Source organism: Streptomyces sp. NPDC051636 (assembly GCF_044453765.1).
Taxonomy (GTDB): Bacteria; Actinomycetota; Actinomycetes; order Streptomycetales; family Streptomycetaceae; genus Streptomyces.
This window is the reverse complement of sequence record NZ_JBITDA010000001.1, coordinates 26,427-52,642: the sequence shown is the minus strand read 5'-3', so window position 1 is coordinate 52,642 and position 26,216 is coordinate 26,427. Positions and strand designations below refer to the sequence as shown.

Annotated in this window: 23 protein-coding genes, 1 other RNA gene and 1 pseudogene; 12 read left to right on the top strand and 13 right to left on the bottom strand. The window is 71.7% G+C overall.

The window, feature by feature from the left end; genetic code table 11:
• Positions 1–38: 38 nt before the first annotated feature.
• From ACIBBH_RS00270 to ACIBBH_RS00255, 4 genes are all read left to right on the top strand, one after another.
• Positions 39–221 (top strand): FxLD family lanthipeptide, encoded by a 183-nt coding sequence (locus tag ACIBBH_RS00270; protein ID WP_399400322.1) that lies wholly within the window; start codon positions 39–41, stop codon positions 219–221.
• A 144-nt stretch (positions 222–365) separates the two neighbouring features.
• Complete coding sequence (locus ACIBBH_RS00265) at positions 366–3,377, top strand: lantibiotic dehydratase (RefSeq protein WP_399401444.1); 3,012 nt, start codon at positions 366–368, stop codon at positions 3,375–3,377.
• On the top strand, positions 3,374–4,546 hold the full coding sequence (locus ACIBBH_RS00260) for a lanthionine synthetase C family protein (protein ID WP_399400320.1): 1,173 nt from the start codon (positions 3,374–3,376) through the stop codon (positions 4,544–4,546). Before ACIBBH_RS00265 ends, ACIBBH_RS00260 begins: the two co-directional genes overlap by 4 nt.
• The gene (locus tag ACIBBH_RS00255) at positions 4,528–5,610 is read left to right on the top strand and encodes a thiopeptide-type bacteriocin biosynthesis protein (RefSeq protein ID WP_399400318.1); all 1,083 of its coding nucleotides are present in this window, start codon (positions 4,528–4,530) and stop codon (positions 5,608–5,610) included. Before ACIBBH_RS00260 ends, ACIBBH_RS00255 begins: the two co-directional genes overlap by 19 nt.
• Positions 5,611–5,694: 84 nt before the next feature.
• Here ACIBBH_RS00255 and ACIBBH_RS00250 read toward each other — a convergent pair whose 3' ends face one another.
• Together ACIBBH_RS00250 and ACIBBH_RS00245 are read right to left on the bottom strand one after the other, a co-directional pair.
• Complete coding sequence (locus ACIBBH_RS00250; RefSeq protein ID WP_399400316.1) at positions 5,695–6,468, bottom strand: glycosyltransferase family 2 protein; 774 nt, start codon at positions 6,466–6,468, stop codon at positions 5,695–5,697.
• 186 nt (positions 6,469–6,654) lie between these two features.
• The gene (locus ACIBBH_RS00245) at positions 6,655–6,942 is read right to left on the bottom strand and encodes a hypothetical protein (RefSeq protein WP_399400314.1); all 288 of its coding nucleotides are present in this window, start codon (positions 6,940–6,942) and stop codon (positions 6,655–6,657) included.
• An 873-nt stretch (positions 6,943–7,815) separates the two neighbouring features.
• Here ACIBBH_RS00245 and ACIBBH_RS00240 point away from each other — a divergent pair.
• On the top strand, positions 7,816–9,129 hold the full coding sequence (locus ACIBBH_RS00240) for a tyrosine-type recombinase/integrase (protein WP_399400312.1): 1,314 nt from the start codon (positions 7,816–7,818) through the stop codon (positions 9,127–9,129).
• 189 nt (positions 9,130–9,318) lie between these two features.
• Here ACIBBH_RS00240 and rnpB read toward each other — a convergent pair.
• Positions 9,319–9,721, bottom strand: an RNA gene (gene rnpB / locus ACIBBH_RS00235) — RNase P RNA component class A.
• A gap of 52 nt (positions 9,722–9,773) precedes the next feature.
• Positions 9,774–9,950, bottom strand: a complete 177-nt coding sequence (locus ACIBBH_RS00230; RefSeq protein ID WP_399400310.1) for a hypothetical protein — start codon at positions 9,948–9,950, stop codon at positions 9,774–9,776.
• Positions 9,951–10,143: 193 nt separating this feature from the next.
• Here ACIBBH_RS00230 and yaaA point away from each other — a divergent pair, with 193 nt between their 5' ends.
• Positions 10,144–10,926, top strand: a complete 783-nt coding sequence (gene yaaA, locus ACIBBH_RS00225; RefSeq protein WP_399400308.1) for a peroxide stress protein YaaA — start codon at positions 10,144–10,146, stop codon at positions 10,924–10,926.
• A gap of 76 nt (positions 10,927–11,002) precedes the next feature.
• Positions 11,003–11,665: a bifunctional 4-hydroxy-2-oxoglutarate aldolase/2-dehydro-3-deoxy-phosphogluconate aldolase gene (gene eda / locus ACIBBH_RS00220; RefSeq protein ID WP_399400306.1), complete on the top strand. Its 663-nt coding sequence runs from the start codon at positions 11,003–11,005 to the stop codon at positions 11,663–11,665.
• Here eda and ACIBBH_RS00215 read toward each other — a convergent pair.
• The 3 genes from ACIBBH_RS00215 to ACIBBH_RS00205 are packed head-to-tail and all read right to left on the bottom strand — an operon-like array spanning position 11,637 to position 14,741.
• On the bottom strand, positions 11,637–13,118 hold the full coding sequence (locus ACIBBH_RS00215) for a bifunctional RNase H/acid phosphatase (RefSeq protein ID WP_399400304.1): 1,482 nt from the start codon (positions 13,116–13,118) through the stop codon (positions 11,637–11,639). The genes eda and ACIBBH_RS00215 overlap by 29 nt on opposite strands.
• 31 nt (positions 13,119–13,149) lie before the next feature.
• The gene (locus ACIBBH_RS00210) at positions 13,150–13,893 is read right to left on the bottom strand and encodes a zinc ribbon domain-containing protein (RefSeq protein WP_399401442.1); all 744 of its coding nucleotides are present in this window, start codon (positions 13,891–13,893) and stop codon (positions 13,150–13,152) included.
• A complete protein-coding gene (locus ACIBBH_RS00205) occupies positions 13,890–14,741 on the bottom strand; it encodes a Nif3-like dinuclear metal center hexameric protein (RefSeq protein WP_399400302.1) in 852 nt (283 codons plus the stop codon). Before ACIBBH_RS00205 ends, ACIBBH_RS00210 begins: the two co-directional genes overlap by 4 nt.
• A gap of 189 nt (positions 14,742–14,930) precedes the next feature.
• Between ACIBBH_RS00205 and ACIBBH_RS00200 the strand changes: the two genes are divergently transcribed.
• On the top strand, positions 14,931–16,067 hold the full coding sequence (locus tag ACIBBH_RS00200) for a hypothetical protein (protein ID WP_399400300.1): 1,137 nt from the start codon (positions 14,931–14,933) through the stop codon (positions 16,065–16,067).
• 98 nt (positions 16,068–16,165) lie between these two features.
• Complete coding sequence (locus ACIBBH_RS00195) at positions 16,166–16,321, top strand: hypothetical protein (protein WP_399400298.1); 156 nt, start codon at positions 16,166–16,168, stop codon at positions 16,319–16,321.
• A 150-nt stretch (positions 16,322–16,471) separates the two neighbouring features.
• On the opposite strand, the gene ACIBBH_RS00190 is transcribed toward ACIBBH_RS00195, so the two are convergent.
• The 3 genes from ACIBBH_RS00190 to ACIBBH_RS00180 are packed head-to-tail and all read right to left on the bottom strand — an operon-like array spanning position 16,472 to position 19,424.
• Positions 16,472–17,410: a 3-oxoacyl-ACP reductase gene (locus tag ACIBBH_RS00190; RefSeq protein ID WP_399400297.1), complete on the bottom strand. Its 939-nt coding sequence runs from the start codon at positions 17,408–17,410 to the stop codon at positions 16,472–16,474.
• Positions 17,411–17,422: 12 nt separating this feature from the next.
• A complete protein-coding gene (locus ACIBBH_RS00185) occupies positions 17,423–18,499 on the bottom strand; it encodes a Zn-dependent alcohol dehydrogenase (RefSeq protein WP_399400295.1) in 1,077 nt (358 codons plus the stop codon).
• A gap of 31 nt (positions 18,500–18,530) precedes the next feature.
• Positions 18,531–19,424, bottom strand: a complete 894-nt coding sequence (locus ACIBBH_RS00180) for a MaoC/PaaZ C-terminal domain-containing protein (RefSeq protein WP_399400293.1) — start codon at positions 19,422–19,424, stop codon at positions 18,531–18,533.
• Between the two features lie 283 nt (positions 19,425–19,707).
• Here ACIBBH_RS00180 and ACIBBH_RS00175 point away from each other — a divergent pair.
• Positions 19,708–20,671, top strand: a pseudogene (locus ACIBBH_RS00175) (ATP-binding cassette domain-containing protein).
• Between the two features lie 13 nt (positions 20,672–20,684).
• On the opposite strand, the gene ACIBBH_RS00170 reads toward ACIBBH_RS00175, so the two are convergent.
• The 3 genes from ACIBBH_RS00170 to ACIBBH_RS00160 are packed head-to-tail and all read right to left on the bottom strand — an operon-like array spanning position 20,685 to position 23,506.
• On the bottom strand, positions 20,685–21,458 hold the full coding sequence (locus tag ACIBBH_RS00170) for a hypothetical protein (RefSeq protein ID WP_399400291.1): 774 nt from the start codon (positions 21,456–21,458) through the stop codon (positions 20,685–20,687).
• On the bottom strand, positions 21,458–21,997 hold the full coding sequence (locus ACIBBH_RS00165; RefSeq protein WP_399400289.1) for a SigE family RNA polymerase sigma factor: 540 nt from the start codon (positions 21,995–21,997) through the stop codon (positions 21,458–21,460). Before ACIBBH_RS00165 ends, ACIBBH_RS00170 begins: the two co-directional genes overlap by 1 nt.
• 51 nt (positions 21,998–22,048) lie before the next feature.
• Entirely contained in the window at positions 22,049–23,506 is a 1,458-nt protein-coding gene (locus ACIBBH_RS00160) for an MFS transporter (RefSeq protein ID WP_399400287.1), read from the bottom strand.
• Positions 23,507–23,721: 215 nt separating this feature from the next.
• Here ACIBBH_RS00160 and ACIBBH_RS00155 point away from each other — a divergent pair, with 215 nt between their 5' ends.
• Together ACIBBH_RS00155 and ACIBBH_RS00150 are read left to right on the top strand one after the other, a co-directional pair.
• Positions 23,722–25,461 (top strand): MFS transporter, encoded by a 1,740-nt coding sequence (locus ACIBBH_RS00155; protein ID WP_399400285.1) that lies wholly within the window; start codon positions 23,722–23,724, stop codon positions 25,459–25,461.
• Positions 25,462–25,551: 90 nt separating this feature from the next.
• On the top strand, positions 25,552–26,214 hold the full coding sequence (locus ACIBBH_RS00150; protein WP_399400283.1) for a class I SAM-dependent methyltransferase: 663 nt from the start codon (positions 25,552–25,554) through the stop codon (positions 26,212–26,214).
• Positions 26,215–26,216 lie beyond the last annotated feature (2 nt).

The following is a 26,216-nucleotide window of genomic DNA, read 5'->3' as shown; positions in this document are numbered from 1 at the left end:
ACCCATCCATCAAAGAATCAAAGAGGAGTGTGATCGCTATGACGGCTCTGCTGACTGACCGCCCCCTGGTCGAGGAGGACGACCTGTTCGACCTTGACGTCAAGGTCGTGGTCGCCGCCCACCCGAGCGGGAAGCTGATGTGCTCCACCGGCGACGGCTGCGGCACCACGTGCGCGACGGGTTCCAGCGCCTGCGGCTCGTCGGTGGGAGACCCCTCCTGACCCGCTTCAGGGGGTGACCGGGTGGGCCGAAGGGCGTGCTCCTTCGGCCCACCCCGTGCCATCCAGCCGACATTACTCAGCGAGTCAGTGGAGGGGGAACCGTTGAATCGAGGGATACCGGTCTACCGCTGGGCCGGCGCGGCGATGCTGCGCGCTGGCACCTACCCGTGCGATCTGGAGGTTCCGACCGGGCCGGATCTGGCCGCCGAGGATGCCGTCGCGCGGGCCAGGGAATGGTTGGCAGAAGTGTGGAGCATTCCGCAGATCCGTGAGGCAATGGTGTTGGCCAGCCCGGTGCTTGGGCCAGAGGTCCACCGGGTGCTTCAGGGGGCGGGGAACCAGAAGCGGATTCGGCGTCTGGTGCTCACGCTCGCCGCCTACCTGGCGCGGTGGCAGCGACGCGCCACGCCGTTCGGTCTGTTCGCGGGCATCACGGGGGTGGAGGTCGGCCGTACGGCGGGGGTGGTGTGGAGGCAGCGGCACGCGCGGCTGCTGCGTGCGGACGGAGCCTGGCTCGCGAGCATCGTCGCCAAGCTGGAACGGGAACCCCGGCTGGTGGAGCGGCTGCCGTTGCTGGCCAACAACACCGCTACGGTGCGCGGAAACCGCGTCGTGGTACCCGGTGTCCCGGCGGGCGGTGACGAGCTGCTGATGCCTCCGGTCGAAGTGTCCGTGCGCGCCACGGGACCGGTCATACTCGCGCTGGAGGCGGCTACCAAGCCGGTACCGTACGCCGAGCTGCGTGCCACGCTGGCCGCGCGCTACCCGTCGGTGCGGCAGGCGCGGCTGGATGCCCTGCTCATGGGTCTGGTCGAGCAGCAGTTCCTGGTGACAGCCTTGTGGCCTCCAATGACGAGCGCGGACGCCCTGCACCACGTGTGCGCAGTCCTGGGTGAGGCCCATGCCGGTGAACTTCCCGAAGTCGCCGCCCTGACCGCCGAGCTGGAACACGTGCGGCACGCGCTCGCTCAGCCCCAGGCAGATGCTCTGGCACTGGTAGAGCGGATGCGCGCAGTGCATGAAGGTGACACCGTGCCCGTCATGGCCGACGTGCGCCTGGACGCCGAAGTGCAATTGCCCGAGGCGGTGATCCGGGAGGCCGAAGCCGCAGCCGCTGCTCTGGTCCGTCTGTCCGCGCACCCCTACGGGCCGGCGCGCTGGCGCGACTACTTCGCGCGGTTCCGCGCCCGATACGGCGTCGGCGCGGTCGTCCCCGTGCTGGATCTGCTCGCCGACAGCGGTCTCGGCCAGCCTGCCGACTTCCTCGGCTCCGCCCGGCGCAGCGCACAGCGCCCGGCGACGAGCCGCGACGACAAGCTCCTGGCCTTGGTCCAGCAGGCCATGGCGGACGCCAGCGACGAGATACACGTGACGGACGCCCTCATCGCCGACCTTGCGGATGCGCAGGACGAGCCGCTGCCGCCCGGACGTGTCGAGCTATGCCTGGAGGTCCACGCACCAACCCTCGCCGACGTGGACCGAGGCCGTTTCGACCTCGCCATCACCGGGGCCCCGCGCCCGGCCAGCAGCATGGCCGGACGCTTCGCCCATCTCCTCACCGAGGACGAGCGGCGCCACTGGGTGGACAGCCTCCGGACGGGGCCGGACGCAACTGCGGTGCAGCTGTCCTTCGCGCCGCGTCGCCGACGCGACGACATGCTGGTCCGCTGTGGCCTTCTCCTGCCCGAGGTCATACCGCTCGGCGAGCACCGTTCGCCTGGCGACGCCGTCATCGAACTGGCGGACCTGGGCGTGACCATCGACGCCCGCGGGTTCCACCTGCTTCACCTGTCCACCGGCCGCAAGCTGGAGCCGCGGGTCCTGCACGCGCTGGAGGCGGGCAAGCACACACCACCGCTCGCCCGGTTCCTCGCCGAACTGACCGGGGCCCGCTGCCCGGTCTACACCGGCTTCGACTTCGGCGCCGCCGCCCGCCTGCCCTACCTTCCCGGCGTCCGCTACCGGCGCACACTCCTGGCCCAGCCCCGCTGGCTCCTGCCCCCAGATGCGCTACCCGGCGCTATGGCTCCGGCCAAGGAATGGGATCAGGCCCTGACCCGCTGGCAGGCCCGTTGGAAGATGCCTGACCACGTCGCGGTCGTGGAGATCGAACAACGTCTCCCGCTCGATCTCACCCACCCCCTGGACCGGCAGTTGCTGCGCTCGCGGCTCGCCCGCGCCACCGGCCCCGTGGAGCTGCGACGCGCCCCCGCGCCAAAAGCGTTCGGCTGGATCGGCCGACCCCACGAAGTCCTCCTCGCGTTCCGCTACCAGCCGACACTGGGAACCGGCAACGCCCTGGCATCGAGGCCGGTCACCACTGCCGGCTCCGTGCAACTCCCGTGGAACAGCAGCGTCCTGCACGCGCAGCTGCTCGGACACCCGGACCGTTGGGACGAGATCCTGACTCAGCACCTGCCCACCCTCATCGATGACCTTGGGTCCGAAACCCAGTGGTGGTTCCAGCGGTTCAAGGACACCGCACGCCCCGACGCCGACCAACGCCTAGACCTCTTCCTCCAGATGCCTCACCGGCGACGCCGTCACGCCGCGCGCAGGATCGGCGCATGGGCGGCGCGCCTGCACCGCCAGCGTCTCCTATCAGACCTCCACCTGGCGGGCTACCAGCCCCAGACCGGCCGGTACGGGCACGGTCCGGCACTCTTGGCCGCCCACACGGTGTTCGCCGCCGATGCCACGGCCGCACTCGCCCAGATCCGCGCCGCCGAGACTGCCGACGTCCCGGCGCAGGCCCTCGCGGCGGTGAGCATGGTCAATCTCGCCACGGCGCTGGCCCCCACCCCGGACGACGGGATGCGCCTGCTGTCTGCGGTACTGCCGCGCCATACCGGCCTCGTCGATCCGGAGCTGCGTCAGGCCACCCTGCGCCTGGTCGGCTCCGGCGGAACGTCACCAGCCCTGCACAGGCTGCCCGGCGGCGCTCTCGTCGCTGACGCCTGGCAGCACCGTGCCGACACCCTCGCCGCCTACCGGGACGCACTCGCCGAACAGGGCAGCGCCCCCGCGACGGTGCTGCGGTCACTGCTGCACGGGCACCACCTGCGCGCTGTCGCCGCCGACCCCGCCCGAGAACAGACCACCGAGCGCCTCGCGCGGGACTGCGCGCTGGCCTGGACCGTCCGGAACCCCTCATGACCACGGCCGACACCGCCACGGAGGACGAGCCGGCCTGGGCCACCCAGAGTCTCGACATCGGGGCAGCCGGGACCGCGCTGCTCCACATCGAACGCGCCCGAACCGGCCATGGCAGTTGGAAGGCGGCACACGCCTGGATCGCCCGCGCCTCCGCCCACGACCTGAACGGCAGCCTGACCGCGGGCCTGTTCCTCGGGGCACCAGCGGTCGCGTTCGTCCTGCACGCCGCCGCCGACCCGCCCGAGCGCTACCAGGTCGCCCGCGAGACCCTCGACCGACACGTCCGTGACATCGCCCACCAACGAGCCGACAGCGCCCTGACCCGCATCGCCTCCGGGCAGCCCACGCGCTTCCACGAGTACGACCTGTTGTACGGGCTCACCGGGATCGGAGCGCTGCTGCTGCGCACCCAGCCAGACAGTACAGCGCTGGAGCACGTCCTGACGTACGTCGTGGCGCTGACCCGCCCTGTTGAGCACCACGGGCAGCAGCTACCCGGCTGGTGGGTCGGCCACGGAACGCGCTGGCACGACGGCGCATACCACGGACCGCACCACCTGAACCTGGGGGTGGCACACGGCATCACCGGCCCGCTGCTGCTGCTCTCCCAGGCGGCCCGCCGGCGCCTGATTGTGCCCGGTCACCTCGACGCCATCCAGACGATCACCGGATGGCTGAAGCGGTGGCAGCAGGCCGGGCCCACCGGTGCATGGTGGCCGGAGACGATCACTCTCCCGGAGATCACCGCAGGGCAGCCGGGACAGCGGCGTGCGGCACGGCCGAGCTGGTGCTACGGCACACCCGGCATCGCCCGCGCCGGACAGCTCGCCTCCCTCGCACTCGGCGACGAGGAGCAGCAGCGCGGCTACGAACAGGCCCTCGCCGACTGTCTCACGGACCCCGCCCAACTCCAGCAGATCACCGACGCTGGCCTGTGCCACGGCTGGGCAGGGGTCTACCAGACCGTCTGGCGCGCCGCCCAGGACGCCGTCACCCCGCGCCTGGCCCCGCTCCTGCCCACCCTCGGCCAGCAGTTGACTTCGCACGCCGACTCTCGCAGCGGTGAGGGTTTCCTCAACGGCGCCGCCGGCACAGGGCTCGCCGTGGCCACCCACACGACAAAACAGCCACCCGTATCCGGATGGGACACATGCCTGCTGATCGACTGACCTCCCGCGACCGCAGCCCCCTGCACCAACCGGACCCCGGCCGGGTCGAATCCGCCGTCATGCGAGTTCTCACCGGGACAGCCATCACCGACGCAGCCAGCAGCGCTGGCCTCGACCCCGCTGAGCTGACGACCGCCGTCGCGTTGTACCGGCAGGCGGGCCGAGACGCCCTGCACCAGCAGACCGCCCGGACATGCTGGCAGGCATACATCGAGTTCGACGACTGGTCCACCGCCGAGACTGTCGCTGCCCTACACCTCGCACCCGCCCTCCACGAAGCGGAGTCGAACGGCGCGGCATGGTGGTTCATCCGCAAGTACCCGTGCTGGCGGCTGCGCATCCACCACGACCCCCGCCGAGGCGATTCCCCTGCGATGGTCATCGCCGCTCTGGACGCCCTCACATCCAGCGGAGAGATCAAGCGGTGGTGGCGGGGCCTGTACGAGCCCGAAGTCCCTGCGTTCGGCGGCCACGGCGCGATGGCCGCCGCACACGCCCTGTTCCATGCCGACAGCCGCGCCATCCTCGACCACGCCACGGACCAGCCCTGGCCGCTCGGCCGGCGTGAACTATCCGTGCTGCTGTGCACCACCATGTTCCACGCCGCCGGACTGGAGTGGTACGAGATGGGCGATGTCTGGGAGCAGGTCAGCCAAGAGCGCGCGCTCCCAAACGACCTGCCAGAGGACTGGCTGCCCCGGATGGGGAACAACATCCGGCAGCTTCTCCTCGCCGACACCGAACCGGCTGGGGCCCTCTTCCGAGACGGCGGGCCTGGCGCGTTCGCCGCCCGGTGGGGAGAGGCATTCCGCCAGGCCGGGGCTGACCTCGGTGCTGGTGCCCGCGCGGGTGAACTGGAGCGAGGCATACGGCGCGTCCTCGCCTACCACGTGATCTTCCACTGGAACCGCCTCGGCCTAACCGCCGGAGCCCAGGCAGTGCTCGCCCGTGCCGCCGCACACGCTGTCCTTGGCGGCCTCGGTGAGACGCCGGAGCGCGAGGCGTTCCCACCCGGCGCAGAAGTCGTGCCGCCGCAGCATCCGGCACCGACAGGCACCTGCTGAAGTACCCAACACCGACGAGGCCGCCGCAGCAGAAGGGACTTTTCGGATAGCCAGCCGCAGCCCCCTGGTCAGGCGCTTCGGGTGCTAGATGCGCGATTTCCGCACCGAGTGCCATGCTGCCCCGGCCAGAGCCCGAGCCGACCGCAACACCGAGAGATGTTCGTGCTGGCGGTAGAGGTTCCAGTTGTACGGGACGAGCGACAGCTTGTTCGACGAGAGCGACCCGGCCCGCTGCGCCCGGTACACCGCCAACGGTTCCCGCAGCGCCCGCGCGGGAGTCCCATCCCGCATGATCGACAACCAGAGCGCGTAGTCCTGCCTCTTCGGCATGTCCGGCATCAGCCTCGCCCCGACCACCCTGCGGTCGTACATGGCGGTCAGGGCGCCGATGTGGTCATGGACCAGCATCGCGCGGTAGTCCACGCGCTCCGGCGCCCACACCACCCGCCCGTTCGGGACGAAGTCGGCGGCCTCGCCCGCGTACAGGGCGTCGACCTTGTAGTAGGAGGTGAACGTCAGGGGCGTCGCGGCCGTCGCGGCGAAGGCGAGCTGCTTCTCCAGCTTCGTCGGGAGCCACATGTCGTCGCTGTCGAGGAAGGCAATGTAGTCGCCCCGGGCCCGCGCGATGGCCAGGTTTCGGGCCTGGGCCGCGCCCCCCTGCCGGGCCGCTGCCTCCGGCAACACCCGCTCGTCCTTCCGGGCCAGCTCTCTCAGCAGGTCCATCGAATCGTCCGAGGACGCATCGTCGGTGATCAGCAGTTCGAGGTCGGTGTGGGTCTGCGCCAGCACCGACCGGACTGAGGGCCCGAGCGTGGCCGCCGAATTGTGTACCGGCATCACCACAGAAACCAGGGGCACAGCAGTGCTCCTTACCCAGATCGGAGTGGTCATGGATGTTGTCGTCGCCGGCCAAGGCTACGTGGAACTGCCGCTGGCCATACGCGCCGCCGAGGCGGGCCCTCGCGTCGTCGGCTACGACGTCGAGGTGTAACAGATCAGGCGATCCCGACGTTCCGTCGCCGTGTGAGGGGGTTGGCCCTTGTGTCAACCCCACCAGCGACACGGCACGGAGGAATGGGTGACGACTGCTACCGCTCCCCTCTCACCGGCGGTGGGCCGCGCCTTCTGGCAGGAGCCCTTGTTCCCCGCCGCCAGACCCGCGCCGAAGCAACGGTCCCTGGTGACGGCGACGGGGGCGGCATCTCCGGAGCCGCCGCCGACCGAGCCGGCCGAGCCGCCCAATGACCTCTCGCACACCTGAGTGGTGGCCATCGGGATCGTCGTCTCGCCGAAGATCGCGAGCATCGCCGACTTCCGGGGCTCCTCCCCCAAGAGCTTCGGATAGTCAACACACCCACAGGTCACCGGTCCGAACCGGAGCGAGACCTTGGCGCGCGCCATAGGTGCGCCTACGGCTCCGTCATCCCGGCCGGACGCTGGGCGCCGATAGCTGCCGCCACATTCACGGAATCCCGACTGCCGCACAGGGCACCGGCCGCGGTTCGAGGCAATCTGCGGCGATTTCGCGCGGAGCGCTTCTACGCGGGCGACCGAGCGCCCCCAGGCCCCGCCGCCCCCCTACCAGTAACACATGTTTACGACATAACCCCGCAAAGCGGATTCCCCTGTCAATATGACACTGCCGCCTCGCGGACGCGTGAGCTAACCTGAGAACAGGTCATAAACACCCGTAGATGACTGGCTCTGGTGCGCTCTTCGCTCACGCGCGAAGCCTCGCCCGCCGCCATCGACGGGTCGGCTGCACGCTCATTGGGGGAGGACAGCCTTGCTGGAGACAGGGCACGCGCATGCGGAATATTCGACTCCGATTCGGCGCGAGATGCAGGTTTCGGCGCCTTGATGACCAGAAAAGAAAAAGCACCGGAAACCGGTTCTTCTGTTTTCGATGACCGCTATATGATGCCCCGTGAGGTGGAACACCGCCTGGGTATTTCACCCTCAACTCGGCGCAGGTGGACTAATCGGGGTCTGCTGCGCGCCTACCCTCTTGGCCCGTATTACCAACCCGGACCAGGTGACAACCGGAGAGGAAACAGGAATGGCAGCAGGGTGCGCTACAGCGAGAGGCAGGTGAACGACCTTTTTGAGCGCATCAAGAGGGGAGAGCTTGCACGACCCCCGAAGCCGGCCGAACTGTAGGACCGCGGGTCGAGGAAAGCTGTACTCACCATACGGAAGGGGCACATGGCCGAGTCCGACGCGCCATTTGACCGATGGCACAAGAAGTACCCGAAAACAGGAGACAAGCCGTGCAAGTGCGGCACGAAGAAGAATCCACTGTACCCATCGGCCGACCACGGCCGGGGACAGCAGTGGCAGGCTCGTTACACCGACCCGAACGGCAAGCCTAGACGGCCCATGTTCGACACGTGGCAGGAAGCGCGTGACCACCTGGACGAGGTGCGGGTAAGCATCCGCAGCGGCACATGGGTGGACCCGGATATCGGAAGCCAGAAGGTCAAAGCGTTCGCAGACGAGTTCATCGAGCGCAAGAAAAAGAAGAACAAGAACGAAAACACGACCGGCACCTACGAGACACATCTCCGGGTCCACATCGTTCCGTTCCTTGGCTCACGCGTCGCCAAGACGCTGAAGCGCCGGGACACCATGGCGCTCGTCGATCACCTCATCGGCAAGCCCGGCATCGAGTCCGCGTACTACGTCCACCAGATTTATAAGACGTGGCGCATCCTCGTGAACTATATGATCGATGAGGATGTACCCCTGCCGGCGAACATCGTTTCCCGTATCGAGCTTCCGGAGATCGAAGAGCGGGAAAAGGTTGCGCTGTCCCCTGAGCAAGTCGCGAGACTGGCTCTCGCCATGCGGCAGGTCGAGCCTCGTTACGAAATCCTCGTGTGGATTGCAGCCTGCGCTGGACTGCGCGAGGGCGAGGCTTTTGGCCTCAAGGAGACCTCAGTCGTGTGGGATCATGACCTGCTCTACGTCGAGGAGCAGCGGCAGCGGGGCAAGAAGGTGAAGCTGAAGACCAAGGCGAGCTACGCCACGCTGCCCGTCGATCACTTCCTTATCGAGCGCCTTTCGGAGCACTTGTCTCATTTCAGAGGTCCGGCTCCGGTTTCCAAGGAGGCGCTGCAGAAGCGGAAACAGCGCGGCTACGTACCGCCACCTGACGAAGGGCTGATCGTCACGACCCGGACCGGTCGGCCGCTGTCGCGCAGCCACTTCAATGACAAGTGGCGCGCGGCCGTCGAGCTGGCCGGGCTGCCCGAGGGCACTCGGTTCCACGACCTCAAGCACTTCTACACGAGCCGCTTGGGGGCAGATGGCAAGTACGACCCGAAGACGGTCCAGGCGCTCTCCCGGCACGCCGAGTTCTCCGAGACGTGGGACACCTACGCGCACCCGCCTGTGGCTGTGCAGGGCGTGAAGGTGGACACCTTCAGCGGGCTCTTCGGCGCCGGCGGACCCGGCATCGCGCAAGCGCAGCTCGGCACCCAGCAGCGGGCCGAGGGCATCGACCGCGCGGCCGCATGACGTCGATGCGGGACTTGACACCGACCGCACCGCAAGTGCAAGACTCTTCGACGCAACGAGGCGAACCATCGTGGCGCGAGGGTGAGTTGACCCGTGGAACGGTCTGCCCACCCAATTCGACCCCGATTCGACCCCGGAGCCGAATGGCAGAGTGGACACCCCCTCTGACCTGGGCCGGAGGGGTGCGACAGGACGAGCCGGGCTGTACGCCGGGTTCTGTTCCCCAGGGTCCTCGCGGGCCCCGGGGCGACGGCCATCCATCTAGGACCGGCGTTGCCGCCGGCCTCGTGCGGTCTACCCGCGGACTCGGGCGGGCAGCCCTCGGACGTCCGCGCAGAGCGCTTTTCACGGCGCTCCTTTTGACCTTGCTCCGGGTGGGGTTTACCTAGCTGCCCAGGTCACCCTGGGCACTGGTGGTCTCTTACACCACCGTTTCACCCTTACCCAGCGCCTGAGCGCCGGGCGGTTTGTTTTCTGTGGCACTGTCCCGCGGGTCACCCCGGGTGGCCGTTAGCCACCACCCTGCCCTGTGGAGCCCGGACGTTCCTCGGGAAGCCCCCTGGGGGCTCCACGCGGCCGTCCGCCCGGCTCGTCTGCCGTGTCGACCATGTTACCGGGCGGGACGAGCGGTTCGGTCCGCCGCCTCAGAGGAAGTCCGCCGTCTCGAGCTCGAAGCCGAAGGGCTCCGTAAGGGTGAGGGGCCTGCCGTACGGGCGGGTGCAGAGCTCGCGGTAGTCGTCGTTCTCCGGGTCACTGAACAGCGTGACCCGGTAGCACCGGCGTTTGGTCTCGCGGTCGGCCCTGGGCCTGGGGGACGTCACATCGAGGACCATGGCAACGCCGTCGCAGGGCATCCACGAGCGACGATCTCCCCCTCGATCAGTTCGGCCCGGAAGCCCTCCGAGCTCTGGTTCGGGACGGTGACACCCCGCGTTCGGCCCTGCCCTGAAGCTCACGCGGGGCGGTGAGGCGGCACCCCGTACGCTGGCCGGGAGTGTGAGAGAAGGAGTCCCCGTGCTTGTCCTGCTGCCGCCCTCCGAAGGCAAGGCGTCCTCCGGTCGTGGCGCCCCGCTGAAGCTGGAGTCCCTGTCCCTGCCAGGGCTGAACGCGGCCCGCGAGGCCGTGCTCGGCGAGCTGGTCGAGCTGTGCAGCGGCGACGAGGAGAAGGCGCGCGAGGTGCTCGGGCTGAGCGAGGGGCTGCGCGGTGAGGTCGCCAAGAACGCCGGGCTGCGCACCGCCGGGGCCCGGCCCGCGGGCGAGATCTACACGGGGGTCCTGTACGACGCCCTCGACCTGGCCTCCCTCGACGCCGCCGCGAAGAGGCGTGCCGCCCGTTCGCTGCTGGTCTTCTCCGGGCTGTGGGGCGCGGTCCGGGTGACGGACCGGATCCCTTCCTACCGTTGCCCGATGGGCGTGAAGCTGCCCGGGCTGGGCGCGCTCGGCGCGTACTGGCGTGTGCCGATGGCGTCGGTGCTGCCGGAGGCGGCCGGGGACCGGCTGGTGCTGGACCTGCGGTCCGCCGCCTACGCGGCCGCCTGGAAGCCGAAGGGCGAGGTCGCCGGGCGGACCGCGACCGTACGGGTGCTGCACGCGCCGACCCGGAAGGTGGTCAGCCACTTCAACAAGGCGACGAAGGGCCGGATCGTGCGCAGCCTGCTGTCGGCCGGCACGGCTCCCGCGGACCCGGCGGAGCTGGTGGAGGCGCTGCGGGACCTGGGGTACGAGGTGGAGGCGCAGGCGGCCGCGGGGGCGGGGAGGGCGTGGGCGCTGGACGTGCTGGTGACGGAGGTCCACTGAGAGGGGGCTCCAGCAGAGCATTGCAGTATGCGCAACGACCTTTGCGTGTACTGCACCCCCCGGGCACGATGAGCGCATGACCTCACCGCTGTCCTCCTCTCCGGCTGTCTCCGTGCTGGATCTCGCGCCCGTCGTGCCCGTGGTGGTCGTGTCGGACGCCGCCGACGCCGTACCGCTGGCGCGGGCGCTGGTGGCCGGGGGGCTGCCCGCGATCGAGGTGACGCTGCGGACGCCGGCCGCGTTGGAGGCGATCCGGGCGATCGCCGGCGCGCTGCCGGACGCGGTGGTCGGGGCGGGGACGGTGCTGGCGCCGGGTCAGGTCACGCAGTGCGTTGCGGCGGGCGCCCGGTTCCTGGTCAGTCCCGGCTGGACGGACGTACTGCTGGGGGCGATGCGGGCCTCGGGGGTGCCGTTCCTGCCGGGGGTGTCCACGGCCTCCGAAGTGGTGGCGCTCCTTGAGCGCGGGGTGCGGGAGATGAAGTTCTTCCCGGCGCAGGCGGCGGGCGGTACGGCGTATCTGCGGTCGCTGGCCGGTCCGCTTCCGCAGGCCCGGTTCTGCCCCACGGGCGGGATCGGGCCGGAGAACGCCGCGGAGTATCTGTCCCTGCCCAACGTCGGCTGTGTGGGCGGGAGTTGGATGGTCCCGGCGGACGCCGTCGCCGCGCGGGACTGGGCGCGGGTCGAGGCGCTGGCGCGGGCCGCCGCCGGGCTCAGGGACGCAGGTGGGACGTGTCGTTGAACAGCCGTACGCTCGCGTTGCCGTCCGCGTAGTACGCCACCGCAGACAGCGAGGCCGCCGACAGTTCCATGCGGAACAGGGACTCGGGCGGGGCGCCGAGGGCGAGGCGTACGAAGGTCTTGATCGGGGTGACGTGCGTGACGAGCAGGACCGTGCGGCCCGCGTACGCCGCGACCAGCTTGTCCCGGGTGGCCGCGATCCGGGTGGCGGTCGCCGCGAAGCTCTCGCCGCCGCCGGTGGGCGCGGCCTCCGGGTCGGCGAGCCAGGCGTTCAGGTCGTCCGGGTAGCGCTCGCGCACCTCACCGAAGGTGAGCCCCTCCCAGGCGCCGAAGTCCGTCTCCCGCAGCCCGTCGTCGATCGTGACGTCCAGCCCGAGCCGCGCGGCGACGATGCCCGCCGTCTCTCGGGTACGGGCGAGGGGTGAGGCGACGACGGCCTGGATCGTCCCCCGCCGGGCGAGCATGGCCGCGACCCGCTCGGCCTGCTCCCGCCCGACATCGGAGAGGGAGGGATCGGTACCGCCACTGCCGGAGAACCGCTTCTGCGGGGTCAGCGGGGTCTCCCCGTGCCGCAGGAGCACGAAGGTGGCGGGAGCCCCGAGATCGGCGGGGGCGGCCCAGCCGACGCCGGGTCTGGCAGGGGCTGCAGAGGGCGTGCCCGGGACGGGCCTGCCGGGAGCGCCCGAACCCGGGGCGGAAGCACGGGAAGCGGCAGCGGGATCCCCCGGGACCGGGACACCGGAGTCCGGATCCGGGCCGCCGGGACCAGCGGCCGGGACACCCGAGCCCGGGACCGGAGCGCCGGAACCCGAGCCGCCCGGATCCCCGGCCGGACCCCCGGAGGCGATCGTGCGGGCGACCCGCGCGTCGGCCTCCGTCGCGTCCTCGGACGGCGACCGCGCGTCCCCACCCCCGTCACGCCCCGCCGCCAGCGCCGCACGTGCCCGTGCCGCGCCCGCCGCCGGGTCGCCGGGCGGGGTCTGCGGCTCAGGCCGAAGGGAGCTGTCCAGGTCGGCGGTCGAGGTGGACGGTGACCACTGTTCGCCCCGCTTGCCCGCGTCCATCGCCTCGTTGGCCAAGCGGTCCGCGTGCTTGTTCCGTTCGCGGGGGATCCACTCGTAGGTGACCTGGCCGGGTGGGAAGGCCCGGGCCGCCTCCGCCGCCAGCGGCTTCATGTCGGGGTGTTTGATCTTCCAGCGGCCCGACATCTGCTCGATGACGAGCTTGGAGTCCATGCGGACGTGCACCCGGGCGGTGGGGTCGAGGGCGTGGGCGGCGCGCAGGCCGGCGAGGAGACCCCGGTACTCGGCCACGTTGTTGGTGGCGATGCCGAGGTACTCCGCCGCCTCGGCCAGGGTCTCCCCCGTCGCCGCGTCGCTGACCACGGCCCCGTAACCCGCCGGGCCGGGGTTGCCCCGCGACCCGCCGTCGGCCTCGACGATGAACTCCCGCACGACCAAAGCCCCTTGACCGCCCGCCCCGCCCCTACAGGCCGGACTCGGCCGTGCGCACCAGGATGCGGCGGCAGTTCTCGCAGCGCACCACCGTGTCGGGGGCGGCCGCGCGGATCTCGTTGATGTCGGTGATCGCCAGCTCCTGGCGGCAGCCCTGGCAGGTGCGCTGGTACAGCCTGGCCGCGCCGATCCCGCCCTGCTGCTCGCGCAGCTTGTCGTACAGCTTGAGCAGGTCCGCGGGGATCACGCCCGCGATGACCTCGCGCTCCTTGGTCACCGAGGCCACCTCCCCGTCGATCTCCTCGAAGGCGGCGTCCCGGCGCCCGGTCGCGTCGTCGATCTTCGCCTGCACGGAGGCCACCCGCTCGGTCAGCTCGGCAACCCGTTCCTGCGCGGCCTCGCGGCGCTCCATGACCTCCAGGACGACGTCCTCCAGGTCGCCCTGCCGCTTGGCGAGCGAGACGATCTCCCGCTGGAGGTTCTCCAGGTCTTTGGGACTGGTGACCGCGCCGGAGTCCAGGCGCTGCTGGTCGCGGGCGGCACGCTGGCGCACCTGGTCCACGTCCTGCTCGGCCTTGGTCTGCTCGCGGGCGGTGTCGCTCTCCTCGGTCTGCGCGGCCACGAGCAGGTCGCGCAGCTGCGTGAGGTCCTTGGTCAGCGACTCGATCTCGGCGTGCTCGGGCAGCGACCTGCGCCGGTGCGCCAGCTGCTGGAGGCGTACGTCGAGGGCCTGGACGTCGAGGAGACGGATCTGGTCGGCGGGCGCGGCGTTCAGTTGGGGGCTCCTGCGGTTGATTCGGGGGACGCCGCGTGGGCGGTCCAGGGGTCGGTGACCGTCTTGGAGACGTGGACGCGGAGGTCCCAGCCGTGGCGGTCGGAGATTTCGTCGAGCTGGGCGGCGGCCAGCTCGCACCAGGGCCATTCGGTGGCCCAGTGCGCCGCGTCGAGCAGCGCGAGCGGACCGGCGGCGACGGCCTCGGAAGCCGGGTGGTGGCGCAGGTCCGCGGTGAGGAAGGCGTCCACGCCGGCCGCCCGGACGTGGTCGAAGAGGCTGTCGCCGGAGCCGCCGCTGACCGCGACGGTGTGCACGACCGCCTCGGGGTCGCCGGCCACCCGGATGCCCTGTGCGGTGGCGGGCAGCCGTTCCGCCGCGCGGGCGGCGAACTCGCGGACGGTCAGCGGGTGGTCGAGTTCGCAGACGCGGCCCAGGCCCCGGCAGCCCTCGGGGTCGGTCGGGTCCGGCACGAGGGGGCGTACGACCCGCAGGTCCAGCGCGCCGGCGAGCGCGTCGCTGACGCCCGGGTCGGCCGTGTCGGCGTTGGTGTGGGCGACGTGCAGCGCGATGTCGTTCTTGATGAGGGTGTGCACCACCCGCCCCTTGAAGGTGGAGGCCGCGACCGTCGTCGTACCGCGCAGGTAGAGCGGATGATGGGTGACCAGCAGGTCGGCGCCCAGCTTCACCGCCTCGTCGACGATCTCCCGGACCGGGTCGACGGCGAACAGGACCCGGGTGACCTCCTGCTCGGGGTCGCCCACGACGGTGCCGACCGCGTCCCAGGACTCGGCCCGCTCGGCGGGCCACAGGGTCTCCAGCGCGGCGATGACTTCAGACAGACGGGGCACGGGGAAAAGGCTACCTGCCTGTTCCGCGCCGCAGTACCGCCTCCGCCCCACACCACCCCGGGCAGCACATGGGTCCCCGGTTCCTCACAGGAACCGGCGCCCGGCCACCCATATGTGTGAAACCGGGCGCACGCCGGTCCCGCGTCTGTGCGTACCAAAACTAGCTTCGCCACTGGAGGTGACCGAACGATGACAGCCTGTGCTATCGAACCTTCGGCGACCGGCGAGGACGACGGCGCGCCCCGGGCGGGCTGCACCATCACCGTGGACGGCGTCTACGCCGCCCGCCTCGCGCCGGCCGGCGACTGCTGGTTCCCGGAGCGCTGGACGCTGGACGGGCCCGAGCCGTACGCCGTGCCGCTGCCCGGCAACCAGCCGGAGGAGCCCGGTACCGAGGTGCAGCCGATGGGCGACGGGCGGGTCCTCGTCCACCGGCTGGTGGAGCGGCGGCACGCCTTCTCGCTGCTGTACCCGACCGGACCCGGCACCGGCGAGCTGCCACTGGGCGCGGTGGAGTGCCCGGGGGAGGACATCCGGGTGCGGCTGCTGCCTCCGGCGCCGGGCGGCGAGCGGGCGTACGCCCTCGCGGTGGGCCGGTACACGACCGGGGTGTGGCTGGTGGCGGGCGGCGCGTTCGGGCCCGAACAGCTCGCCGAGGTCCCGGGGCGCTGCTCGGGCGGCGTGTGGCTGGACCGGGCGGGGCGCCTGCTCGCCGTGGACAGGGAGATCGGCGGCCGGACCAAGGCGGTCGTGGTGGACCTGGAGCGGGGCGGCGAGGTGTCGCCGCTGCTGCAGATCGCGGCCGACAGCGACGACCGGCTGCTGCTCGCCGACCCCGACAGCGGGCTGCTGCTGATCTCCTCGGACGCGCCGTCGCCCGGGCAGGAACGATTGGGCTGGGGTGTCCTGGGCAGCACGCTGCCGGTGCGCTTCCCGGAGCGCCTGCGGCTGCCGGACTGCGCGGTCACGCCGTTCGCGATCCAGCCGGGGCAGGTGCTGATGCCGGAGAACTGCGCGGTGGCGCTGCGGATCGACGGGCCGCTCGGCGGCTGGGTCGGCGTGTGGCGGCCCGCCGAGCGGCAGGTGCACCACTTCCCGGCGCCCGAGGGCTGGCTGGCGGGAGCCGGGCTGTGGACGGCGGACGGGGTGCTGCGGCTGCCGTACGCCACCCCGGACGTACCGTGCGGTGTCGCGGGGCTGCCGGCCCCGCCGCGAGCCCCGCTCGCCAGGGCCCCGGAGCCGGCCGAACCGGAGCCTGCCAAGCAGGTTTTGGCCCGTCCGGTGCCCTTGCAGCAAGCACCCCTGGGACGTGTTGTAACGAACTAGTGCCGGTTGGCGTGCCCGCCTGGATCCGGCCCGAGGCGTGCCGGTTAGACTCGCCCGGCTGTACGAAAGATCATGTGTTGACGGGGTGAATTCTTCCGATGAGCGACGCCAGTACGTCCCAGCAGCTGCCTGCCGACATCCAGCAGTCCGACGGTCACGGCAAGCACCGGGGTCCGGTCTCGGTCCACGACAGCGAGACGGCCCCCCGCGGCCGGCACCGCAAGCCGGAGCCGGCCGAGACGGCGGCCGCCTGACGGTCCGCCGGATGGACTGCCGCCCGGTTGCGGACGCCGACCGGGCGGCAGTTCCACGTCTCGACGGCACTCGCCGACTTGGACGCGGAGGCGGTAACCACGCGGCACCGTCACCGGCGCTCAGCCCCCTCAACTCACGGGACCCGCCGGTCACCGCCGCTTCAGCCCCAGCACCTCCGCCGCCGCGAACGTCTCCCCCTCCGGCCGCCGCGCGTAGTGCGGGGTGAGCAGCGCGTCGAGTTCGTCGTAGGTCAAGGTGTCCTGCTTGCTGTCGAACTGCGCCTGCACCCGCGGTCGTTCAACGATCGCCACCATGCCGCCGTGCACCACGAGCAGTTGCCCGTTGACCCGGGCGGCGGCGGGTGAGGCCAGGTAGCCGACGAGCGGGGCGACGTGTTCGGGGGCGAGGGGGTCGAGGCCCTCGCCGGGTGCGGCGAGGGAGGAGAAGACGTCCTCGGTCATCCGGGTCCGGGCGCGCGGGCAGATGGCGTTGGCGGTCACGCCGTACTTGGCGAGGGCGAGGGCGGTGGACGTCGTGAGGCCCACGATGCCGCCCTTGGCCGCCGCGTAGTTGGGCTGACCCGCCGATCCGGCCAGGAACGCCTCCGAGGAGGTGTTGACGATCCGCCCGTACACCGGCCCCCCGGCCGCCTTGGACCGCTCCCGCCAGTGCGCGGCGGCGAAGCGCGTGGTGTTGAAGTGGCCCTTGAGGTGGACCCGGATCACCGAGTCCCACTCCTCCTCCGTCATGGAGAAGACCATGCGGTCGCGCAGGATGCCCGCGTTGTTGACCAGGATGTCCAGCTTGCCGAACTCCTCAATCGCCAAGTCGACCAGGGACCGTGCCCCGGGGAAGTCGGCGACGTCTCCGGTGTGGGCCAGTGCCCGGCCCCCCGCCCCGCGGATCTCTGCGGCGACCTGCTCGGCGGGCCCGGCGGAGGCCTCGCCGGAGCCGTCCCGGCCGGGGCGGCCGTAGTCGTTGACGACGACGGCTGCGCCGAGCCGGGCGAGCTCCAGCGCCTCGGCCCGGCCGAGTCCCCGGCCGGCGCCCGTGACGATCGCCGACAGCCCCTCGAGTGGCAGTGACATGTGCGGCCCCCGTCAGATCTCGATGCAGGTGCGCAGAGCGGTCCCCGTACGCATCCGGTCCAGCGCCTCGTTGATCTCGGTGAGCGGCACCCGGTGGGTGATCAGCCCTTCCAGGTCGATGCGGCCCGCCCGCCACAGGGCGATGGTCCGCTCGTAGGAGCGCAGGACGTCGCCGCCGCCGTACATCGACGGCAGGATCCGCTTCTCGTCGAAGAACAGCTCGAACATGTTGAGTTGCAGGAAGTCGTCCATGGCGCCCGCGCCGACGATCACCAGGGTGCCGCCGCGCCGGGTGTTCTCGTAGGCGGTCCGGGCGGTGGCGGACCTGCCGACGACCTCGAAGACGTAGTCGAAGCCCTCGCCGCCGGTGACCTGCTGCTTGGCCTCGGGCAGTTCCTCGGGGGAGACCGCCTTCGTGGCGCCGAATCCCAGCGCGGACTCGCGGCGCGAGGCGACCGGGTCGACGGCGACGATCTCGGCGGCGCCCTTCAGCCGCGCCCCCTGGATCGCGGAGATGCCGACGCCCCCGCAGCCGATCACGGCGACCGACGAACCGGCCTCCACGTCGGCGGTGTTGAGCGCGGCGCCCAGTCCCGTCGTCACGCCGCAGCCGATGAGGGCCGCGATGTCGAAGGGCACGTCGTCCGGGATCGGTACGGCGCAGCCCGCGTCGACGACGACCTCCTCGGCGAAGGTGCCGGTCCCCGCGAAGCCGAAGACGTCGCCGCCGGGCCGCCTGAAGTTGGGGGTGCCCGCGTTCATGAACCCGGCCAGGCACAGCTCGGTCTGTCCCCGCTTGCAGGCGGGACACGCCCCGCACGCGGGCAGCCAGCACACGACCACCCGGTCCCCGGCCTTCAGGTTCCGCACGCCGTCCCCGGCCTCCAGGATCTCGCCCGCGCCCTCGTGGCCGGGCACGAAGGGCGCCGGCTGCGGCAGTACCCCGCCCATCGCGGACAGGTCCGAGTGGCACAGCCCGGCGGCGCGCACCCGGACCCGCACCCGGCCGGGGCCGAAGCCCACCGCCTCGACGTCGTCGAGGACCTCGAGCTTGTCCTGGCCGATCTCGTGCAGTACGGCTGCGCGCATGGTGCGGCTCCCCTCGTGAGAACTGGGTGGCTCAGCAGTGTTCGACGACTGTGTCGGCGAGGACGGGCGCGTCGTCCCGCTCTTCGGCGCTCACGGCGACCCGCACCGAGCCGTCCCGCCGCCACATGCGGATGCGCAGGGTCTCCCCCGGGTACACCACTCCGGCGAAGCGCGTGGTGTATGCGCGCACTCGGGTGACGTCACCGCCGAGCAGCGTGTCGACGACGGCCTTCAGCGTCATCCCGTACGTGCACAGCCCGTGCAGGATGGGCCGGTCGAACCCGGCGAGCTTGGCGAACTCCGGGTCGGCGTGCAGCGGGTTGAGGTCGCCGGAGAGGCGGTAGAGCAGGGCCTGGTCCTCGCGGACCCGTCGCTCGACGACCTTGTCCGGCTCACCGGTGGGCGGGTCGGTGGGGGTCCCTCCGCTCGAGCGAACCCGGGAGTGGGAGCGGGTGGACGGCCCGCGGTCGCCGCCCCAGCCGCCCTCTCCCCGTACGAAGATCTGGGCGTCGTTGGTCCACAGCGGGCCGTCGGCGTCCGCGACCTCGGTGCGCATGACGAGGACGGCCGCCTTGCCCTTGTCGTACACGGCGGCGATGCGGCCGGTGGCGGTCGCGGTGCCCCGGGGCGGGATGGGCCGGTGCAGGGTCAGCGACTGGCCGCCGTGCAGGACGCGGGTGAGGTCGACGTCGACGCCGGGCATGGACAGGCCGCTGATCACGCCGGGCGAGCCGGCGCCCGCGACGGTGGCGAAGCTCGGCAGGACGTGCAGCCGGGACTCCAGCGTGTAGCGCAGCTCGTCGGGATCGGTCGCCGGGACGCCGGCGCCGATGCCGAGGTGGTAGAGCTGGACGTCCTTGGCGGTCCAGGCGATCTCGCCGGTCCTGGGCTCGGCCGCGAGGGCCAGGGCTGCGTCGATGGGCATGGGGCTCCTGACACGGGCGGCTGGTTGCGGGTGGCATGTGGCGCGGCGGTGCAAGACCCCGGCACGGCCGTCCGCACCGTCGGCCGCACCGAGGTCGTCACGCGCCGACCTAGAACGCGTTCCAGTCCGGCGCCCCTTGTATAGCCCAGCGCTCCGCAGTTGTGAAGGCTCCTGACCCGCCGTCAGGTGAGGGGTGCCATGGCCCGTGCCGTGACATGTGTACTGCCCGAGTCCGTACAAGCGCATCTGCCGGGCCGGGGGCCGGAAACATAGCGTCGCAGGCATGACACGGACATCACCCGCGGTCTCCTTCCGGGGGGCGGTCAAGGCGTACGGCGAGGTCCGTGCCGTCGACGGCGTCGACCTGATAGATCACACGCGGTGAGACGGCCGCCCTGCTCGGCCGCAACGGCGCCGGGAAGTCCACGACCATCGCCCTGCTGCTCGGCCTGCTCGAACCCGGCGCGGGCCGGGTCGAGGTCTTCGGCGCACCCCCGGAGCGGGCCGTGCGCGCGGGCCGGGCGGGCGCCATGCTCCAGGAGGGGCGCGCGGTGCCCCGGGTCACCGTCGGCGAGCTGGTGTCCTTCGCGACCTCCCGCTACCCGGCCCCGCTGCCCGTGGCGCGGGCCCTGGAACTGGCCGGGATCGCCGAACTGGCCGGGCGGCGGGTGGACCGGCTGTCCGGCGGGCAGACGCAGCGCGTGCGGTTCGCGGTGGCGCTCGCCGGGAACCCCTCGCTGCTGGTGCTGGACGAGCCGACGGCGGCCCTGGACGTGGAGGTGCGGCACGCCTTCTGGGACTCGATGCGGGCGTACGCGCGCCAGGGGCACACCGTGCTGTTCTCCACCCACTACCTGGAGGAGGCCGACGCCCACGCCGACCGCATCGTCGCCGTCGACCGGGGCCGGATCGTCGCGGACGGCACCGGGGAGGCGCTGCGCCGGGCGGCGGGCGGCAACCTGGTCTCCTTCGACCTGGCCGGCCGCGGCACGGACGGCCTGGCCCTGCTGCCCGGCGTACGGTCCGTGGAGGTGCGCGGCGACCGAGCCCGGCTGCGCACGGACGACTCCGACGCGACGGTGGTCGCGCTGGCCGGGCTCGGCGCGATACTCGGCCGGGAGGTCGCACCCGCCTCGCTGGACGACGCGTTCACGGTGCGCAACCACCTGTCGTCCGCGATCGGCAAGACGGGCACGCGGAACCGGATGGAGGCGGTGCGGGAGGCGCGGCAGCAGGGGTGGCTGTGACCTCCCGACGCCTTTACCGCAGCACCTTCACGTCCTTCCAGCCCGTCCCCTCCGGCCCCACGCACACGAACCATTTCACCGGGGTTCCGGCGGCGTCCCGGGTCACCTCCGCGGTGCTCGACCCGTCCTGCCAGGTGCACTTCACCTGCTCGGCGGTCTTGGCGACCCGGCCGACCACGAGCCGGTGGGGGCCGGCGACGTCCTCCTCTGCCAGGGGGACCGCCCCGGCACCCAGGTCCGTGCCCGACACCCGGTCCCACTCCCCGACGGTGTCGAACAGCACCAGCCTGGGGTGGTCGTTGCCGTAGTACAGGCTCACGAAGTACGAGGTCTTGCCGACCAGGCCGGAGGCCCTGGGGAGGGCCTCGGAGTTGATGCCGTCCGCGGTCATCGCATGCCGCTGCCCGTTCGCCTCCGCCCCGTCGCGCGGCACTCCCCAGACGGAGACGACGACGCGCCAGTCCTTGCCGTGGTCGCTGCCCCGGGACAGTTCGGTCCGCTGGGGGGTGTACACGTGCCGCTGCCCGGGCGATGTCGCCACCGACGCCCCCCGGTCACCGTGGCCTCCGGGCAGCCCCGTCACCGCCAGCGTCGCCCCCGTCGACCCCGCCAGCACCACCGCCGTCGTCGCCGCGACCGCCCACCGCCGCGCCCTGCGCCGCCGCCCCCCGCGGATGACCGCCTGCACCGGGGCTGTACCGATATCGACCTCGTCCGCGGCGTCCGCGAGGAGGAGGGCGATGTCCGTCTGTGTCATGTCGTGCGTCGTCTCCCGGTCCGCGCTCATCAGTTGCGCCCTCCCTGCGTCACCATCTCGGCCAGTCCCGGTACGGCGCGGAGTTTCGCGATCCCCTTGGCCGCGTTGCTCTTGACCGTGCCCACCGAGCAGCCCATCGCCTCCGCCGCCTGTGTCTCCGTGAGGTCCTCCCAGTACCGCAGGACCACCGCCTCCCGCTGCCGCACCGGCAGTTGGGAGAGCGCCTTGAGCAAGGCGCTGCGGTCGTCGGCCTGGGAGATGCGGTCGCCGGTGTCGGCCACCTCGCGCACCAGGCCGGAGTCGTCCCTGGGCGCCAGGAACTCCTTCAGTTTTCTGCGGTGTTTGCGCGCGTGCGCGTTGATCATCACGCGCCGTACGTACGCCTCCGGATCATCCGCCGAGCCGACCCTGCGCCAGGCCGTGTAGACCTGTTCCAGCGTCGACTGGACCAGGTCCTCGGCGGCGTGCTGCTCCCCCGTGAGGAGAAATGCCGTACGCATCAGCCGCGGCCAGCGGCCGATGACGAAGCTCTGGAACTCCTCGTCCCGGGCCCTCTTCCGATCCCCCATGGACACCTCCTGGATGTCAGAAGGAGTCCATGAGGCACCCGGACCGTTGCCTCACCTCGCGGAGGACTTCGCGGGGGACTTCGCGGGAGCCGGGGAAACCCGTCGCGGCAGCCACGCCAGCATCAGCGCCGCCCCGCCCAGCAGCAGCACCGCGCTCGTGCGGAACGCCAGCGCGTACCCCTGTGTCAGCGCCCCGGCCCCGCCGCCGTCCCCCGTACGCGCCGCCGCGATGGTCGACATGACCGCAAGACCCAGCGAACCGCCCATCGTGCGCGAGGTGTTGACCAGCCCCGACACCAGGCCGGCCTCCCCCGGTGCCGCCCCGGAGGTGGCCAGCGCGGCCAGCGGGGTCGCCGCCAGGCCCGCCCCCAGCATCATCAGGATGCCCGGGACCATGATCGCCGTGGCGTAGGCCTCGTGCGCGCTCATCGTCGACTGCCAGCCGAACCCGACGGCCGCCACCAGCGTCCCCAGTGCCGCCACGGAACGCGCCCCGGCCCTCCGCATCAGGCGCGGCGCCAGCTTCGAGCCCACCACCACGGCCAGGGAACTGGGCACCAGCGCGAGTCCGGCGTCCAGGGGCGAGTAGCCGAGCACGTTCTGCGCGTACAGCGTCATGAAGTACCACATGCAGAACATCGCCGAACCGGACACGAACATGGCCGCGTTCGCCGACGCCACCGATCGCAGCCGCAGCAGCCCGAGCGGCATCAGCGGAGCCGTCGTACGCGCCTCGACCAGCAGGAACAGCCCGATCAGCGCGAGCCCGGCGGCCAGCGGCACCACTGTGGCCGCGGCCGTCCACCCCTCCGCCTCGGTCTGCACGATCCCGTACGCCAGCGTCGCCAGCCCGGCCGTCACCAGCAGCGCCCCCGGCAGGTCGAGCCGCCGCCCGTCCCCCGCCCGGCTCTCCACCAGCCACACCACGGACCCGGCCAGCACCACCGCGCCCACCGGCACGTTGATCAGCAGCACCCACCGCCACGACAGCACGTCCACCAGGACCCCGCCGACGAGCCCGCCCGCGGCACCGCCGCCGGCGCCCACCGCCGTCCAGGTGGCGATGGCCCGCGCCCGGGCCCCGCCCTCCGGCACCGCCGCCGTCAGCAGCGTCAGCGTCGAGGGCGCCAGTACCGCCGCGCCCAGCCCCTGCGCGGCCCGGGCCAGCAGCAGCTGCCAGCCCTCCTGGGCCACCCCGCCGCCCAGCGAGGCCAGCGTGAACAGCGCGAGCCCCACCAGGAACACCCGCTTGCGCCCGTACAGGTCACCGGCCCGCCCGCCCAGCAGCATGAACCCGGCGAAGGCGATGGCGTAGGCGTTGACCACCCACTGCAGGCCGGCGGCGCCCAGCCCGAGGTCGGCCCGCATGGAGGGCAGCGCCACGTTGACGACGGACACGTCCAGCACGACCAGGAACTGTCCGGCGCAGGCCAGTGCCACCACCAGCCAGCTGGGCACAGCGGTACGGCGGTATGTGGGGGAGGCGTCGGCTTCGAGCATGACTGTCATGCTCTCAACCCCATTACGGTCCTTGCATCGGCATTTCGCCGTACCCGCACCCCGGGCCTGCGACCTACACCGGCCGCGGGAGGGGGTTCTCCGGCCTGACGGCACCTCAGATACCCATGGGAAGGTCAAGAATTCATTAGAAGCCCGAAGCAACGGAATAGTTGCCTGCACATACGAGGTTCACCCAGCACTTATCTCACTGGAGGCCTCACTCAATGACGCACACGACCACCGGCCGGCCCACCCGGCGAGCGAGCGGAGCCGTGGTCCCGGTGCTTGCCTTCGCGGGCATCGTGGTCGCGGTGATGCAGACCCTGCTCGTCCCGGTCATCAAGGACCTGCCGCAGCTGCTGGACACCGCCCCCAGCAACGCCACCTGGGTCCTGACCTCGACACTGCTGTCGGGCGCCGTCGCCACCCCGATCATGGGCCGGCTCGGCGACCTGTACGGCAAGCGGCGCATGCTGATCCTCAGCCTCGCCGTCATGGTGATCGGCGCCCTGATCAGCGCGCTCACCAGCCAGCTGCTCACCATGATCGTCGGCCGCACGCTCCAGGGCTTCGCGATGGGCGCGATCCCGCTCGGCATCGGCCTGATGCGCGACACGCTGCCCCGCGAGAAGCTCGGCTCGGCGATGGCCCTGATGAGCTCCTCGATCGGCGTCGGCGGCGGCCTCGCACTGCCCGCCGCGGCCCTGGTCGCCCAGCACGCCGACTGGCACGCCCTGTTCTACGGCGCCGCCGGTCTCGGCGCGCTCTCCATCGCCCTCACCCTTCTCGTCGTAGCGGAGTCCCCGATGCGCGCCGAGGGCTCCTTCGACCTGCTGGGCGCGCTCGGCCTGTCCACCGGCCTGGTCCTCTTCCTGCTGCCGATCACCAAGGGCAGCGACTGGGGCTGGACCTCGGGCATCACACTCGGCCTCTTCGCCGCCGCCGCGGTCGTGCTCGTCCTGTGGGGCGTGATGGAGCTGCGGATCCAGGCCCCGCTGGTGGACCTGCGCACCACGGCCCGTCCCGCCGTGCTCTTCACCAACCTCGCCTCGATCATGGTCGGCGTCTCCTTCTACGTCGTCTCGCTGGTCCTGCCGCAGCTGCTCCAGCTGCCGAAGGCCACCGGATACGGCCTCGGCCAGTCGATGGTGGTCGCGGGCCTGCTGGTGGCGCCGCTCGGCCTGACGATGATGTTCACCGCACCCGTCTACGCACGCCTCTCGGCCAAGTACGGCCCCAAGGTCACGCTGATCCTCGGCCTGCTGATCATCGCGGTCGGCTACGGCGCCGGCCTCGGCCTGATGAGCGCCGCCTGGCAGAGCCTGGTCATCGCGGTGGTCCTGGGCGCCGGCATCGGCCTCGCCTACTCCTCCCTGCCCGCACTGATCATCGGCGCGGTCCCGGCCTCGGAGACCGGCGCGGCCAACGGCCTCAACACCCTGATGCGCTCCATCGGCACGTCGGTCTCCAGCGCCGTCATCGGCATGGTGCTGGCCAACACTGCGAACAACGTGGGCGGCGTCGCCATCCCGACCATGCACGGCTTCCGCGTCTCCTTCCTGATCGCCACGGCCGCCGTCGCCGTCGGCCTCGTACTGGCCCTCTTCCTGCCCGGCCGGCGCCCCGCCGACCGGCCGCAGCTGCGCGCCAGCAGCGAGGAGGACGCCAACCTGGCGCGCGCCGAGGAGGTGCTGCGCGGCTTCCGCGGCCGGATCCTGGGCGCCGACGGCACCCCGGTCGCCCGCGCCAAGGTCACCCTGATCGACCACCGGGGCCGCCAGGCGGGCGCGACCCTCTCCGAGGAGGACGGCAGCTACCGCCTCGCCGTCCCGGCCCGGGGCGCCTACGTCCTCGCCGCGAAGGCCTCCGGCCACGGCCCGCACGCCTCGTCCGCGACCCACGCGGGCGACGAGCGGCCGGTGGAGCTGGATCTGGCGCTGCCGGGCGAGACGGTCAGCGCGTAGGCCCTCCCTCTCCGTACCCCCTGTCGCTTCGTCGGCAGGGGGTACGGCAGCATGGGGCGCCCACACGCACGTACCACCGAAGGGACCCCCATGCCCGCGGCACCCAAGCCCGAGATCCTGGCCGCGTTCGAGGCGGCGAAGGGGTTCATGCCCGTGGACGAGGGGCTGGCGCTGTACGCGGCGGCCGTGGAGGCGGGCCGGCTGGGGCTGCCGCTGCTGGAAGTCGGCACGTACTGCGGACGCTCGGCCATCCTGCTCGCCGACGCGGCCCGGCGGGCCGGGGTCACCGCGCTCACCGTCGACCACCACCGGGGCAGCGAGGAGCAGCAGCCGGGCTGGGAGTACCACGACCCGGAGACGGTCGACCCCGAGGTCGGCCTGATGGACACGCTGCCCACCTTCCGCCGGACCCTGTACAAGGCGGGCCTGGAGGAGCACGTGGTGGCGCTGGTCGGCCGCTCCCCGCAGATCGCCGCGTTCTGGAACTCCCCGCTCGGCCTGGTCTTCATCGACGGCGGCCACACCGACGAGCACGCGGGCGCCGACTACGAGGGCTGGGCCCCCCATGTGGCGGAAGGCGGCCTGCTCGTCATCCACGACGTGTTCCCGGACCCGGCGGACGAGTTCACCGGCCAGGCCCCGTACCGCGTCTACCTCCGGGCCCTGGAGTCCGGCCGGTTCACGGAGGTCTCGGTACGCGACTCGCTGCGCGTCCTGCGGCGAACGGGGGCGGGGATCCGGACGCCCCGTTAGAG